This is a genomic window from Dolichospermum sp. FACHB-1091, from assembly GCF_014697585.1.
GTDB lineage: Bacteria > Cyanobacteriota > Cyanobacteriia > Cyanobacteriales > Nostocaceae > Dolichospermum.
The window spans coordinates 59,588-72,388 of record NZ_JACJSB010000024.1 but is presented as its reverse complement, the minus strand read 5'-3'; the positions used below and the strand labels follow the sequence as shown (position 1 = coordinate 72,388).

Sequence of the window (12,801 nt, the reverse complement as noted above, 5' to 3'; positions counted from 1 at the left end):
TGATAGTTATTCCAAATTGGGAAATCTGGTTATTAAAATTAAGCAGGTACTGCTGCGGATTGGGTTAAACCAACTGCTTCAGCATATTTCAAGTAGGTTTCAACGGAAGCGATAACGATACGAGCTTCAATTGCTAGTAATTCGATACCAACTAAGGAAACACGAACCCAAGCATCAATTACGATACCTTTGTCTAAAATTCTGTCAATAACTTCTGCCAAGCTGGAGGAAGAATTGGTTTTTTCAACTGCCATTGTTTTAAGTCCTTGTTGTTGTTTTGAGTAAGGGGAATAACTATTAAAACTACACCTTGATAGTTATTCCAAATTAGAAAATCTGTTTATTAAAATTAAGCAGGTACTGCTGCGGATTGGGTTAAACCAACTGCTTCAGCATATTTCAAGTAGGTTTCAACAGAAGCGATAACGATACGAGCTTCAATTGCTAGTAATTCGATACCAACTAAGGAAACACGAACCCAAGCATCAATTACGATACCTTTGTCTAAGATTCTGTCAATAACTTCTGCCAAGCTGGAGGAAGAATTGGTTTTTTCAACTGCCATTGTTTTAAGTCCTTGTTGTTGTTTTGATTTTCGGTTGAGCATTTCGCTCGACCCACATTTATATGAATATCACTGATTTCTGAAGATGTAAAGAACTTTTCTGTAAATAAATGTAAAGTTTATGAACAAAAAAGCCATTAAAAAGACATGAGTACCGAATCCGTACTACTGAAAAAATCTAGATAATATTTCTGATTTTATTTGGATTAAATTATTGATTCCTATCCAAGAAATTAAGTATGATTAATATTTATTTGTATAAATACAGGCTAGTAATAATTAATTATTCTGGGTTTTACAAGGCTTTTACAAATTAGGTTGGGATAAACAGCTTATGGGTAAAGCAACAAAGGCTTCCCTAATAAATCGTCGAAAAATCACCTTTAAATACTGCAAGAGCATAATTCATATTTTATGTATTTTGTCAATAGGTTGAGCTTTTTTCAGTAAGCTTACGTAAGTGTCCTTAGGCTGACATGGAGGAAATTAAGTAATGTTACTAATGGCATCTACTTGTTTAGATAAATTACTCTAATTTATTAAGTTTATTTTTTTCAAAAATTATGTCCACAGAAGGAAATCCTGCTAATGTGCCACAGGAAGCTTTAACAGCTTTAGTGAACACTTTTGTACAGAAAGGTCATCCACGTCAATATGCTGAAGCGATGGCAACTTCAATCATTTTTCAGACTGATTTAGATTTACGAAATGCTCAGATTGCGAATCTCTTAGGCTGGTTAAAGCAGGATCACAATGATATATATCCCTTAGCATTGGATGTAGTTGGAAAAACTTCCGCAGAATTTGAGCGTCGGGTTCGACAAGGTTAAGTCTCTAAACTTGATTTAGTGAATTTCCGAAAATTGGGTAAAAATTAGCTGAAATAGCTAATTTTTGCTCAAAATATATCTAACAAGATTCAGATCGCTGATTAACTTATTAAATGCACAACGGGAAAATTGATAGGATGGGAATAAACAACTTGTGGCTACATTTCAAAAATATTAGGTGCTATGACTAATCTTAACATTGCTTCTCCTCTACGTGCGATTGCTCAACAAACTCGTCAAGCTGCAAGTAAGCTGGCCCTTCTTTCCTCTGAAGGGAAAAATCAAGCGATTGAAGCGATCGCTCAGGGGTTAGAATCAGCTAAGTATGATATTTTGCAAGCAAATTTGGCTGATTGTCAAGCAGCAATAGCGGCAGGAATCGCTAAACCTCTTTACAAAAGGTTGCAACTAGATGAACATAAATTAAGAGATGCGATCGCGGGTGTGCGAGATGTTGGTAAACTAGACGATCCAATTGGCCAGGTACAAATTAATCGAGAAATTGACAGTGGCTTAATTCTTAAACGTATTACTTGTCCCTTGGGTGTTTTAGGGATTATTTTTGAAGCGCGTCCTGAAGCAGCTATTCAAATTGTTTCTTTAGCAATTAAATCAGGTAATGGTGTAATTCTCAAAGGTGGCAAGGAAGCGTTAAATTCCTGCGAAGCGATAGTTAAAGCTATTAAACAAGGATTATCTCAGACTGGTGTTAATGCTGACGCGGTGCAATTGTTAACAACTAGGGAAGAAATATTAGAACTGTTGCAATTAGATAAATATGTAGATTTAATTATTCCCAGGGGTTCTAATGCTTTTGTGAAATTTGTGCAGGATAATACTCGGATTCCAGTATTAGGTCATGCTGATGGAATTTGTCATATTTATGTAGATGAAAAAGCGGATATTGACAAAGCTATTAGTATTACTGTAGATTCTAAAATTCAATATCCTGCTGCTTGTAATGCCATTGAAACATTGCTAATTCATAGTAGTATTGCTGAGGAATTTCTTCCTCACATTGCCGCAGCTTTAGCAGCAGAAAATGTAGAATTAAGAGGAGATAAACGCAGTTTAAAAATTTTACCTAATATTGCCGCTGCCACAGAAGAAGACTGGAGAACAGAATACAGTGATTTAATTTTAGCCATTAAAATTGTGGATTCTTTAACAGAAGCAATATCCCATATTAATAATTATGGTTCTCGACATACAGAAGCAATCATTACAGAAGATATCACAGCAGCAGAAACTTTTCAAGGGTTAGTAAATGCAGCGGGAGTTTATCATAATTGTTCTACCCGGTTTGCTGATGGTTTTCGCTATGGTTTTGGTGCAGAAGTGGGAATTAGTACCCAACAAATGCCACCTCGTGGACCTGTTGGTTTGGAGGGTTTGATCACATACAAATATCAAATGTCTGGTAATGGACATATTGTGAAAACTTACACTGGTGCAAATGCAAAATCATTTAGTCATCGGGATTTATAATCATATTATTAATCTCGTTCCCATTCCCTGACTGGGAATGCTTATTGCGGACTCGGTGGCTAGTGACGGAAGGAGAGTCCAGGAACGAGGTAATCATAAAAATGTTAAACTAAGGCTTTTAATAAAGCTTGTAGTTTAAGTTGCACTTCTGCAAATTCCTTTTGAGGATCTGAACCAGCAACAATGCCGGCACCTGCATAAAGTCTAGCATAATTACCATCAATTAAAGCCGAACGAATTCCGACAATAAATTCACAATTTCCTTCTCCGTCTACCCAACCTAAAGGCGCTGCATATAAACCTCTTTCAAAATTTTCATAACGGCGAATTTCGGTACAAGCAATATCTCTAGCTGCACCAGCAACTGCTGGAGTAGGATGCAATTTAGAAATGATTTGTAAGGGATGAATATTATTCGGGACTACGGCAGTAATTGGTGTCCATAAATGCTGGATATTAGATAATTGTCGGAGTCTGGGAGTTAAAACTTGTGGGAATAAACCTAGTTGAGATAAATGTTGAGTAATAAAATCCAGAACAAGTTTATGCTCGTGTTTTTCTTTAGTATTATTAACTAAGTTGTTAGCATTTGCAGTATCCTCTAGAGGTGTTTTACCTCTGGGTGCTGAACCTGCTAAAGCATCGGTAATTAACTGTTGTTTGTGAATACTAATTAACCGTTCTGGACTAGCACCAATAAAGTTTTGTCCTTGACCATTACTGGTAGAAAATACATGACAATTAGGATGTAATTGACGCAGATTATTTAAAGATGTTAGTAAGTTAAAATCCTGATTGTTGCTGACATCTAAGGTATCGGCTAAAACAATTTTGCTTAAATGTTGAGACTGAATGATTTCTAAAATTGATGAGACTGAATTTTTAAATTTATCACCATTTTTAGTAATTTTTCTGTAGCAATTTAAGGGAAATTTATCAATACTTATGGAGTAATTTATTAAGGATTTAATAATTTCTAAATGGCTTTGTAAATTATCTAATAATTTGGTAATATTTACCTGGGAGTTAATAGTTGTATTCATTATTAATGTACAACAATTATTTTTTAATACAATTTGCCAACAAGGCAAGAAAACCGTAGCAGAAGCAAATGGATAATCGCTTTGTTCATGCTGATCAAAAAAACTGAAAGTACAAAAAAAATGAGGTTGGGAAAAAGTCTGATTTTGCAGAGAAATAGAAATTATATTTTTCAGACAATTTTTGATAAATTCTTCTGATTTTATAAATCTATTTTTACCAAAAATTTCTATTTTATCTACAGTATCAATTGCGGCTATCGCTTCACCATTACTTCTATTTTCAAAATAAAAGTTTTTGGTGTTTTTTTGACTAAATTTATGGAAAACCAGCAAAGGATCAACTAAACCAATCTCCACGGGAATGCTAACAATTTTACTATTATTATGAAGACGGCAATTTTCTTGAACCTCTAATAATAATTGATTGAGGTATTTGTAGTCTACAAAGGTGTGGCTGCGACATGGTGAAATGGTCATGGATGTATAAGTTAATTTTTATTAAGTTATCTTCCTAAAATGTCATAAGTCATGATGGTATTTCTATAGGTAACATAATTCAGTTACCATTAACCAGCATAGACTAAGGGTGATTCGGGGGTTTATCCTGTTTTGGTTGCAAGATAGCAGATTTTATTGTAGGATATGAACCTATAATCATAAAATTAGCATTTTTTGGTACTTTACAAAAGTAAAACAATTTTAGATTGATTACACCGACAAGAGTAGGATATAAACAGATAAACAAGCCAAATCTCAAATCTAAAATGACTGGTCAAGTGCCGGATAAAATTATAAGATTTAATTGACAACTAAAATTTTGGTAATTTAACTAATCAAAAGCGATGACTTCAACTCAAATTTCACCACCTCAAGGTAAACTATGGATGGCGGCAATTAAACCGCCAATGTACAGTGTTGCTATTATGCCGATTTGGGTAGGTTCGGCTGTAGCATTTAGGGAAACAAAGATTTTTAATTTCACAATATTTTCTCTGTTTATTGCTGCGTCAATTTTAATTTTAGCATGGGAAAATATTAGTAATGATGTATTTGATGCCGAAACAGGAATTGATCAAAATAAACATCATTCATTGGTGAATTTAACTGGTAATAAAACCTTAATGTTTTGGCTGGGAAACCTGTGTTTAGGTTTGGGTTTTTTAGCAATAATAGCGATCGCTATTTTACAAAAAGATCCGACAATTATCGGTATAATTCTATTATGCTGCGGTTTGGGCTATATGTACCAAGGTCCTCCTTTTCGTCTAGGATACCAAGGTTTAGGCGAAATTCTCTGCTTTTTTGCCTTTGGTCCTTTGGGTATGGGTGCTGCCTATTATAGCCAAACTCAAACCTGGTCTAGTACCAATTTAGCAGCTTCGATAATTTTAGGCATTGTTACCAGTTTAGTGCTATTTTGTTCCCATTTTCATCAAGTTGCAGATGACATAGCCGCAGGAAAAAAATCTCCAATTGTCCGCTTAGGAACTCAAGCAGGTGCAAAGGTTTTGGTGGTATTTACTGCTATTATTTATCCTTTAATATTGCTGTTTGTCATCTTGAATATTTTCCCAATTTGGACATTATTAAGTTTCTTGAGTTTACCTTTTGCGGTGAAATTATGTCGTCACGTTTTAAAAAATCACAACCAACCAGATAAAGTTAGTAATTCTAAATTTATCGCTATTAATGTTCATTTTTTAAGTTGCTTATTTTTAGGTTTAGGATTTATATTTGGTTAAGGAACTGTCGGAAAATAAGTTATCTGAATCAGGAAAAAACCACAGAGGCACAGAGGACACGGAGAAATGAGAGGTTCAGAGATTTTTTTATTTGCAAGTACCCAATGATTTATCAATTTTCTTTTCGTTACTTTAGCCAAAAATTCACAAATCCTATTATTACTAATCATGGGGTTTGGGAAATCCGCGAAAGCGTAATTATTCGCTTAATTAATGACGAAAATTATGTTACTTGGGGAGAAATTTCCCCCATTTCTTGGTTTGGTTCAGAAACTATAGAACAGGCTTTAGATTTTTGTCGTCAACTTCCCAAAACAATTACCAAAGAGATAATTTTTACCATTCCCGATAACTTACCAGCTTGTCAATTTGCTTTTGAATCTTCAACTCACCCAGGTGGGTTTTGTCTGTGTAGCCGCGATTTACAATCGCTAAATGCTAATTTAAATGTAACCTACAGCGGCTTATTATCAGCGGGAAATTTAGCTTTAAATCAATGGAATAGCTTATGGGAACAAGGATATAAAACATTCAAATGGAAAATTGCTGTTGATGATATAAATAAGGAGTTAGAAATATTTGATTTACTAATTTCTAGTTTACCAAATTCAGCCAAATTACGTTTAGATGCTAATGGTGGACTTACTTATCAACAAGCTGAATTATGGTTAAATAGGTGTGATCAATTCTTACCCAAAATTGAATTTATCGAACAACCTTTACCAGCAAATAAATTTAGAGAAATGCGGGAATTAAGTAATTTATATTCTACCCCTATAGCCTTAGATGAATCTATCGCCAATCTCCAACAATTAGAATCATGCTTTCAACAAGGTTGGGGGGGGATTTTTGTGATTAAACCGGGAATATTTGGTTCACCATCTAGGTTAAAAGAGTTTTGCAAAAAACATCAAATTGACATTGTATTTTCATCTGTATTTGAAACAGAAATTGGCAGAAAAGCTGCATTACAATTAGCAGCAGAACTATCTACAAATAACCGTGCTGTTGGTTTTGGTATTAATCACTTTTTTAAAGAACAAGAATTAAACTGGCTAGAAAATCTATGGAAAACCTTTTAGATAATGTCCAAAATCATCATTGGCTAATTTGTGATCATAGCCATGAATTACCACGGATAGCAACAGAATTATATTTAAAAATCACCCAGTTGTCAACTCCAAAAATCATGATTGCGGAAAGATCACCAGTGAGATTTATAGCCAGTTTTATTGCTGCTTGTGCGGCTAAATGTCCAGTTTTTCTTTGTAACCCAGATTGGGGTGAAGATGAATGGGAACAAGTTTTTAATTTAGTCCAACCAGATATAGTTTTAGGAAGAGAAAATAACTTTTTAAAATCAGTAATTACTAATTATGAATTACCAATTAATAATACTATTATGATTCCTACTGGTGGTTCATCAGGAAAGATTAAATTTGCTATTCATACATGGGAAACATTAACAGCGTCTGTGGAAGGATTTACAGAATATTTTGCCATAAATTCAGTTAATTCATTTTGTATATTACCATTATATCATGTGAGTGGATTAATGCAATTTATGCGTTCTTTGACAACGGGAGGTAAATTAGTAATTACCACATCTAAGAAATTAGAAACTTGTGAAATACCAAATACTAACCCAGCAGAATTTTTTATATCTTTAGTTCCCACCCAATTACAAAAACTCCTGCAAAATCCAGAATTAACCCAATGGCTATCAAAATTTGCTACTGTTTTTTTAGGGGGTGCGCCACCTTGGGAAGAAATATTAGAAAAAGCGAGATTTCATCAAATTAGATTAGCACCTACCTATGGAATGACAGAAACCGCTTCTCAAATTGCAACTCTTAAACCTGATGAATTTTTAAAAGGTAAATTTAATAGTGGTAAAATTCTTCCTCATGCTAAAATCATCATTGATAATCAACCAGGAAACATAAATATTCAAAGTAAATCATTAGCATTAGGTTATTATCCACAAATGTGGGAAAATAGAAATAGTTTTGTAGTTGATGATATTGGTTTTTTAGACAGTCAAGACTATTTACATATTATTGGCAGAAATAGCGACAAAATCATTACAGGTGGGGAAAATATTTACCCACTAGAAATTGAAACAGCGATTAGAAAAACTCAAATGGTAACTGATGTTTGTGTAATTGGAATAACTGATAAATATTGGGGACAAGCATTAACAGCCATTTATGTTCCCAAGGACGAAAATATTTCCCATAGAGAAATTCAAACTCAACTAAAAAATCAACTGAGTAAATTCAAAATTCCTAAACATTGGATTTCCCTAGCTAAATTACCCCGTAATAACCAAGGAAAAATTAACCGTCAACAACTGCAAAAAATAGCTGAGGATTTTCTAAAAATATAATACTTCAGATACCCTACTTCTTCCAAGAAGTGGGGTATCTATATGCTAAAATCACATAAATTCCGACCTGGATCTTCTTCTCTGTGCGCCCTCTGCGTCTGAGCGGTTCGTTTCCAACCAATTATTCATATAATGTGGTAGTTCTTGCTTAATTCTACTACTAACATTAATACAAACGTGCCTAGTAATTGCCTTAGCAACTATTACCTCATCTACTGTAATTTCGTAGGTAATTTCAAACTTATCTAAACCTATTTTTTCTGGTAACAAACTAATCACTAAATTGTCACCACAAGACATAGGACGTAAAAAATCTACATTAGCATGAACAATAGGAAAAGCTAAAGATGGATTAGTAAAAAATGATTTAAGATTAACACTAGAAGCTGCTAATGAAGCCTCATAAGCTTCATGACAAATTCTCAAAACATTAGCGAAATAAACTACTCCAGCCGCATCAGTATCTTGAAATCTTACAGTGTAGTAATATGTAAAACCCATGTTTAATTTCCTAAAATTAAATCTGCTATAATAAACAATTATAGTCCATAAATTTTAGATTAGTTTTTCGGTATTAAGGATTAATATTACTAACAACCGCGGAGGCGAGTTTTTTCGTAATAAAGACGGACTAATTTTTGTTCCTTATGGGGCTGATTAACTTTCTGAGGTCTGGCTACAGATTGAAAGATTTCTGATTGGGAGATGCCAAAAATAGTTAACACTGATTGATCGGGAATAGTCAGGAGACTTTTAGCAACTTCCAGCATACACAAATTCGTATTATCAAAGGATTTGTTGCAGATAATTCTGTTTTGAATTTGTTGAGTTAATGCCAAACCGGCGAATTTAATTACCTGCACAATAAAATCCTGATGATATTCCAAAATCATGGGGAAAGCATTAAGATAAGCCAGAATTAAAGCTAGGATTGAAGGTTGTAATACCTCTAGGGGAATCATGGCTAAATTCAAAGATTCTTCTAACTCTAATATTGGATCTACTATTAAACTGGACAGCCAAATTCTTAAATAACTTGCTAATAGAGTTCCTAAATCAAAAGCTGGATCTCCCCAAGCACAAGCTTCCCAGTCAATTAATCTAATTAAACAATTATCTAGTTGTTTCCATCGGGAATGAAGCAAAATATTGCTTAATTGTAAATCGTTGTGATTTAAACAACATGGTTGCCATTGATATGCTAAATCAGCAATAGCAGATTCTAAAGTTTCGTAACGCTGATAAAGGAGATGAAATTGTAAAGCTTCAGTGGGAATTATACCAAATGTTTCTGGATTTATTGATGGGAGTCCTTGGGCGGGATTGTAAAAATTATAGCGAAATTGTCCTGCGGGAGCAGTAGACATAAAATCACGATACTCACGTTTATTGAACGTGGATCGGTGTAAACCTGCCAACGTAGTACCAATCGCGCCGGCAATCTCTGTGGGCAAAATACTGCTGTGTTGATAAAATCTTTCTAGTTCCACATATTCGCTCAAGTAGCTACGCACAAGAATAGAATTTTCTTGATCAAAGTGTAGTAATGATGATGCGATCGCGCCAATATTACCAATTACTGGAAATTTTTCTAATAACTGGTGAAATAGCCACTCATTAAAAAGTTCATGAGAAATGTAATCATCATTAATTTTCCGTTCTTGTTTAATCATTAATTGGTGATTACCTGCCAGCATTACTAGTAAATTACAATTTTTATGGTTATTTTTTGGGAATATAGATTGATATGTAGCACCTTCTTTTGCGCTGCACAGCCCTATTTGTTCCAGATACTGGATAACATTTTGAGAAGATAGTGATGATAACATGAGTTATTTCCTAGTTATTTAAACGGACAAAAAATTACCACAATCAAGATTGAGATAGCTATAGCATTTTTGGGTTAAGGCTAAAGAATTTACGAACTATTGCTACTATCTACTAATATCCTATTTGTGCCTGAAAGACCTGCCAAAATGGCAATATTAGCTGTTTTTTGCTTGAAAGTCTACGAAAGAAACTATAAAATATTTATACTATCTGTAGTAGAGCTTTGCAAATTGAATGACAACATGACTATTCCTAAAATAATTGGTAGTACATATTCAGCAACAAAAACGGTTAGTTACAGTCCTGAGTGATCCATGTTTCCTGTATATATGTGAGCAATGTATCTTACTGATAACTAGCATTAGTTTACTGTCATCCCCAATACTTTTTACTTTAATATAGAAATGGCTACACTTATCCTTAGAGGAGGAAAAGTTTTGGATCATGATTTACGGGTATTATAACTCACTCTTATTTCTGATCGGCAACTGACTCCCTCTGCGGTAAAATATTCCCAGTTCAAGGAATTGACTATGAAAATAAAAGCAATTCTTTGGGAAGAAGACGGTGTATGGTGTGGTTCTGTACCAGCTTTACCAAGATGTCATACCTGGGGTGAAAGTTATGAACATTTATTAGAAATGTTGAAAGATGCTGTTCAAGGTTGGTTAGAAGTTGCTAGTCAGCAAGAAGAAGTTGAACCACAAAAACAGTTGATTGAGTTATCTTTATGAAATCCGTTTCTGGTAAATCTCTGTGTAAGATTGTGGAACGCTATGGATGGAATCTAAAAAGGATTACAGGTAGTCATCATATCTATGTTAAGGAAGGTATGAGTGTGATTCTTTCTATACCTGTTCATGGTAATCGTGATTTACCTACGGGTACACTCAGAAGTATTTTGAAAGATGCTGGTTTGACTGAAGAAGATTTAGATTAATTTCGCTATCGCACCCCTAAACTCCCCAAACATCCTTTTTTAACGAACCACGAAGAAGCGAAGAACACGAAGGAAGATAAGAAGAGAAAGCGAATTTTATATTTTCTAGTCAAGTATCCCTTTTTGCCGTTAAATTATGTAATACTATTAGGAAATTTATTAAATTTAACAAAATTAGAAAATGAATCAACAAGATAATATTGAATTTGCTATATATATTGATGAATCTGGTAGTGCAAAACCAAATCCTAAAGATGAATGTCCTGTTTTTGCTATGGGTGAAGTTTTAATTAAAAGAAGTGATGAACAAATTATTAATCAATTGGTACTAGATTTTAAAAATCGTTGGAATCTTATTCAAGAACAACCTTTACATGGTAACGAAATACGCTCTAAGAAAAAAGGATTTGCTTGGTTAGGTAAATTATCTAAGGTTGAACAGCAGCAATTTTTGGAAGATTTGACACAAACTATAATTAGTTGTCCTATAGTTGTTCATTCTTGTGTTATATCTCGACAAGGATATCTCAATCGTTACTTAGAAAAGTATGGTGAAAATACTTGGGAAATGATGAAAAGTGCGTTTTCTATTTTAATAGAACGTAGTGCTAAGTATGCAGCTATTAATAATGGTAGTTTAATGGTTTATTTTGAAGCAGCAGGTAAAAATGAAGATAATCTGCTAAAACAATATTTTTATAATTTAAGAGCTAAAGGTCAATCTTTTAATGTTGCAACATCTGATAAATATTCACCTTTATCTGCTAATGATTTATCAAAACTGTTAATAGGAATAGACAGCAAGACAAAAGCTAATTCGATCATGCAAATTGCTGATTTATGTTTGTATCCAGTTGTTCGTAGTAAAGACAATCCTGATAATCAGGCGTTTTTAGCTCTTAAAAATGCCAACTTGCTTGTGGATTCTAGGTTACAACAGGATCAAGTTGTTACTTTGGGAATTAAGTATTATTGCTTTGATAGCCGCTAAAAACAACAAAACCGCTACGTGAGCGGTTTATGATGCGGCAGTCATACGACTACCCCCAGGCTATGCCTACCTTTATATTATCTTCTGATTTGTTAATTGTCAATATCTGATTGAGGTTTTTATGGTTTTGGTAGAGCGAACTGCTTGCAGCAGCGCTTCGCTATCGCACCCCCTCAACTTCCCAAACAGCGAACTGACAAGTCAGTGCTTGCGCTATCGCACCTCCTCAACCTCCCAAACAGCGATTCCTACCGAGCGCTTGCGCTCAACTTCCCAGCATCCTTTTTTTTACCTTCGCGTAGCGTGCCGTAGGCATACTACTTCCAGACACAGAGTATTTGCAAATTGTCAAAAAAGTGATATGATTGATTGGTAAGATAAATTAGTCATACACAATGATAAAAGTCACAATTACTTTAGAAGAAGACATTCTTCAATTTATTGATCAACAAGCAAAAGGTAATCGTAGTGCTTATATTAATGCAATATTGGCAGAACAAAAACGCAAAATTTTAGAGACAGAAATAATTGCCGCACTCCAAGAAGATGCGAAAGATTTAGAATATCAAAATGAGATTTCTGCTTGGGATAATGTCGCTGGAGATGGTATTAATGCCAGAGGGTAATTTAACTTATAAACGGGGTGAAATTCGCTGGGTAAATCTTGATCCAACTGTGGGAGCAGAAGCGCAAAAAATCCGTGCTTGTTTAATAGTTCAAAGTGATATTATGAATCAATATGGATTATTAACTATTGTGATGCCATTCCGACCAGGAAGTAAGCAAGCTCCCTATATTGTCAATATCAAAGCAACAGTAACTAATGGATTAGATAAAGATCGTTTTATTGATGTTGCTCAGATTCGTTCTGTAGATTATCGTCGGGTTTTAGGTTTGGTGGGAATTTTAGAAGCTGAATATTGGGAAGAAATTCGTACTGCTTTGGATGTGGTTTTGGGGTTTGGGGTTTAAGTTGAGCGAAC

General features: G+C 34.2%; 15 protein-coding genes. 10 read left to right on the top strand and 5 right to left on the bottom strand.

The window, feature by feature from the left end:
* Window positions 1-38: 38 nt before the first annotated feature.
* Both gvpA (H6G25_RS15475) and gvpA (H6G25_RS15470) read right to left on the bottom strand, forming a co-directional pair.
* Entirely contained in the window at window positions 39-254 is a 216-nt protein-coding gene (gvpA, locus tag H6G25_RS15475) for a gas vesicle structural protein GvpA (RefSeq protein WP_015080752.1), read from the bottom strand.
* A 95-nt stretch (window positions 255-349) separates the two neighbouring features.
* Window positions 350-565 carry a gas vesicle structural protein GvpA gene (gvpA, locus tag H6G25_RS15470; RefSeq protein WP_015080752.1) on the bottom strand — a complete coding sequence of 72 codons (216 nt, stop codon included), beginning with the start codon at window positions 563-565 and terminating at the stop codon, window positions 350-352.
* A 563-nt stretch (window positions 566-1,128) separates the two neighbouring features.
* Between gvpA (H6G25_RS15470) and H6G25_RS15465 the strand changes: the two genes are divergently transcribed.
* Together H6G25_RS15465 and H6G25_RS15460 are read left to right on the top strand one after the other, a co-directional pair.
* Window positions 1,129-1,395, top strand: coding sequence for a hypothetical protein (locus H6G25_RS15465; RefSeq protein ID WP_028084274.1), 267 nt, complete (start codon window positions 1,129-1,131; stop codon window positions 1,393-1,395).
* 183 nt (window positions 1,396-1,578) lie between these two features.
* Entirely contained in the window at window positions 1,579-2,883 is a 1,305-nt protein-coding gene (locus tag H6G25_RS15460) for a glutamate-5-semialdehyde dehydrogenase (RefSeq protein WP_190393252.1), read from the top strand.
* A gap of 104 nt (window positions 2,884-2,987) precedes the next feature.
* On the opposite strand, the gene H6G25_RS15455 is transcribed toward H6G25_RS15460, so the two are convergent.
* Entirely contained in the window at window positions 2,988-4,403 is a 1,416-nt protein-coding gene (locus H6G25_RS15455; RefSeq protein WP_190393251.1) for an isochorismate synthase, read from the bottom strand.
* 365 nt (window positions 4,404-4,768) lie between these two features.
* Here H6G25_RS15455 and menA point away from each other — a divergent pair, with 365 nt between their 5' ends.
* From menA to H6G25_RS15440, 3 genes are all read left to right on the top strand, one after another.
* Window positions 4,769-5,668, top strand: a complete 900-nt coding sequence (gene menA, locus H6G25_RS15450; RefSeq protein WP_190393250.1) for a 2-carboxy-1,4-naphthoquinone phytyltransferase — start codon at window positions 4,769-4,771, stop codon at window positions 5,666-5,668.
* Window positions 5,669-5,772: 104 nt separating this feature from the next.
* Complete coding sequence (locus H6G25_RS15445; protein WP_190393249.1) at window positions 5,773-6,750, top strand: o-succinylbenzoate synthase; 978 nt, start codon at window positions 5,773-5,775, stop codon at window positions 6,748-6,750.
* The gene (locus H6G25_RS15440) at window positions 6,735-8,057 is read left to right on the top strand and encodes a 2-succinylbenzoate--CoA ligase (RefSeq protein ID WP_190393248.1); all 1,323 of its coding nucleotides are present in this window, start codon (window positions 6,735-6,737) and stop codon (window positions 8,055-8,057) included. The genes H6G25_RS15445 and H6G25_RS15440 overlap by 16 nt, the downstream gene beginning before the upstream one ends.
* A 51-nt stretch (window positions 8,058-8,108) precedes the next feature.
* On the opposite strand, the gene H6G25_RS15435 is transcribed toward H6G25_RS15440, so the two are convergent.
* Entirely contained in the window at window positions 8,109-8,558 is a 450-nt protein-coding gene (locus H6G25_RS15435; protein WP_190393247.1) for a thioesterase family protein, read from the bottom strand.
* Window positions 8,559-8,647: 89 nt separating this feature from the next.
* The gene (locus H6G25_RS15430; RefSeq protein ID WP_190393246.1) at window positions 8,648-9,886 is read right to left on the bottom strand and encodes a phosphotransferase; all 1,239 of its coding nucleotides are present in this window, start codon (window positions 9,884-9,886) and stop codon (window positions 8,648-8,650) included.
* A gap of 534 nt (window positions 9,887-10,420) precedes the next feature.
* Here H6G25_RS15430 and H6G25_RS15425 point away from each other — a divergent pair.
* The 5 genes from H6G25_RS15425 (at window position 10,421) to H6G25_RS15405 (ending at window position 12,790) form a co-directional block, all read left to right on the top strand.
* Window positions 10,421-10,621 (top strand): type II toxin-antitoxin system HicB family antitoxin, encoded by a 201-nt coding sequence (locus H6G25_RS15425; RefSeq protein ID WP_190393245.1) that lies wholly within the window; start codon window positions 10,421-10,423, stop codon window positions 10,619-10,621.
* Entirely contained in the window at window positions 10,618-10,827 is a 210-nt protein-coding gene (locus H6G25_RS15420; protein ID WP_168536217.1) for a type II toxin-antitoxin system HicA family toxin, read from the top strand. Before H6G25_RS15425 ends, H6G25_RS15420 begins: the two co-directional genes overlap by 4 nt.
* A gap of 181 nt (window positions 10,828-11,008) precedes the next feature.
* Window positions 11,009-11,818: a DUF3800 domain-containing protein gene (locus H6G25_RS15415; protein WP_190393244.1), complete on the top strand. Its 810-nt coding sequence runs from the start codon at window positions 11,009-11,011 to the stop codon at window positions 11,816-11,818.
* Between the two features lie 395 nt (window positions 11,819-12,213).
* On the top strand, window positions 12,214-12,444 hold the full coding sequence (locus tag H6G25_RS15410; RefSeq protein WP_190393243.1) for a CopG family transcriptional regulator: 231 nt from the start codon (window positions 12,214-12,216) through the stop codon (window positions 12,442-12,444).
* On the top strand, window positions 12,431-12,790 hold the full coding sequence (locus H6G25_RS15405; RefSeq protein WP_028082683.1) for a type II toxin-antitoxin system PemK/MazF family toxin: 360 nt from the start codon (window positions 12,431-12,433) through the stop codon (window positions 12,788-12,790). The genes H6G25_RS15410 and H6G25_RS15405 overlap by 14 nt, the downstream gene beginning before the upstream one ends.
* The last annotated feature ends 11 nt before the right edge of the window (window positions 12,791-12,801 follow it).

What these genes read in the sequence shown, in the direction of transcription:
- gvpA (WP_015080752.1), bottom strand. Translation starts at nt 254, where the DNA reads ATGGCAGTTGAAAAAACCAATTCTTCCTCCAGCTTGGCAGAAGTTATT.
- gvpA (WP_015080752.1), bottom strand. Translation starts at nt 565, where the DNA reads ATGGCAGTTGAAAAAACCAATTCTTCCTCCAGCTTGGCAGAAGTTATT.
- H6G25_RS15465 (WP_028084274.1), top strand. Translation starts at nt 1,129, where the DNA reads ATGTCCACAGAAGGAAATCCTGCTAATGTGCCACAGGAAGCTTTAACA.
- H6G25_RS15460 (WP_190393252.1), top strand. Translation starts at nt 1,579, where the DNA reads ATGACTAATCTTAACATTGCTTCTCCTCTACGTGCGATTGCTCAACAA.
- H6G25_RS15455 (WP_190393251.1), bottom strand. Translation starts at nt 4,403, where the DNA reads ATGACCATTTCACCATGTCGCAGCCACACCTTTGTAGACTACAAATAC.
- menA (WP_190393250.1), top strand. Translation starts at nt 4,769, where the DNA reads ATGACTTCAACTCAAATTTCACCACCTCAAGGTAAACTATGGATGGCG.
- H6G25_RS15445 (WP_190393249.1), top strand. Translation starts at nt 5,773, where the DNA reads ATGATTTATCAATTTTCTTTTCGTTACTTTAGCCAAAAATTCACAAAT.
- H6G25_RS15440 (WP_190393248.1), top strand. Translation starts at nt 6,735, where the DNA reads ATGGAAAACCTTTTAGATAATGTCCAAAATCATCATTGGCTAATTTGT.
- H6G25_RS15435 (WP_190393247.1), bottom strand. Translation starts at nt 8,558, where the DNA reads ATGGGTTTTACATATTACTACACTGTAAGATTTCAAGATACTGATGCG.
- H6G25_RS15430 (WP_190393246.1), bottom strand. Translation starts at nt 9,886, where the DNA reads ATGTTATCATCACTATCTTCTCAAAATGTTATCCAGTATCTGGAACAA.
- H6G25_RS15425 (WP_190393245.1), top strand. Translation starts at nt 10,421, where the DNA reads ATGAAAATAAAAGCAATTCTTTGGGAAGAAGACGGTGTATGGTGTGGT.
- H6G25_RS15420 (WP_168536217.1), top strand. Translation starts at nt 10,618, where the DNA reads ATGAAATCCGTTTCTGGTAAATCTCTGTGTAAGATTGTGGAACGCTAT.
- H6G25_RS15415 (WP_190393244.1), top strand. Translation starts at nt 11,009, where the DNA reads ATGAATCAACAAGATAATATTGAATTTGCTATATATATTGATGAATCT.
- H6G25_RS15410 (WP_190393243.1), top strand. Translation starts at nt 12,214, where the DNA reads ATGATAAAAGTCACAATTACTTTAGAAGAAGACATTCTTCAATTTATT.
- H6G25_RS15405 (WP_028082683.1), top strand. Translation starts at nt 12,431, where the DNA reads ATGCCAGAGGGTAATTTAACTTATAAACGGGGTGAAATTCGCTGGGTA.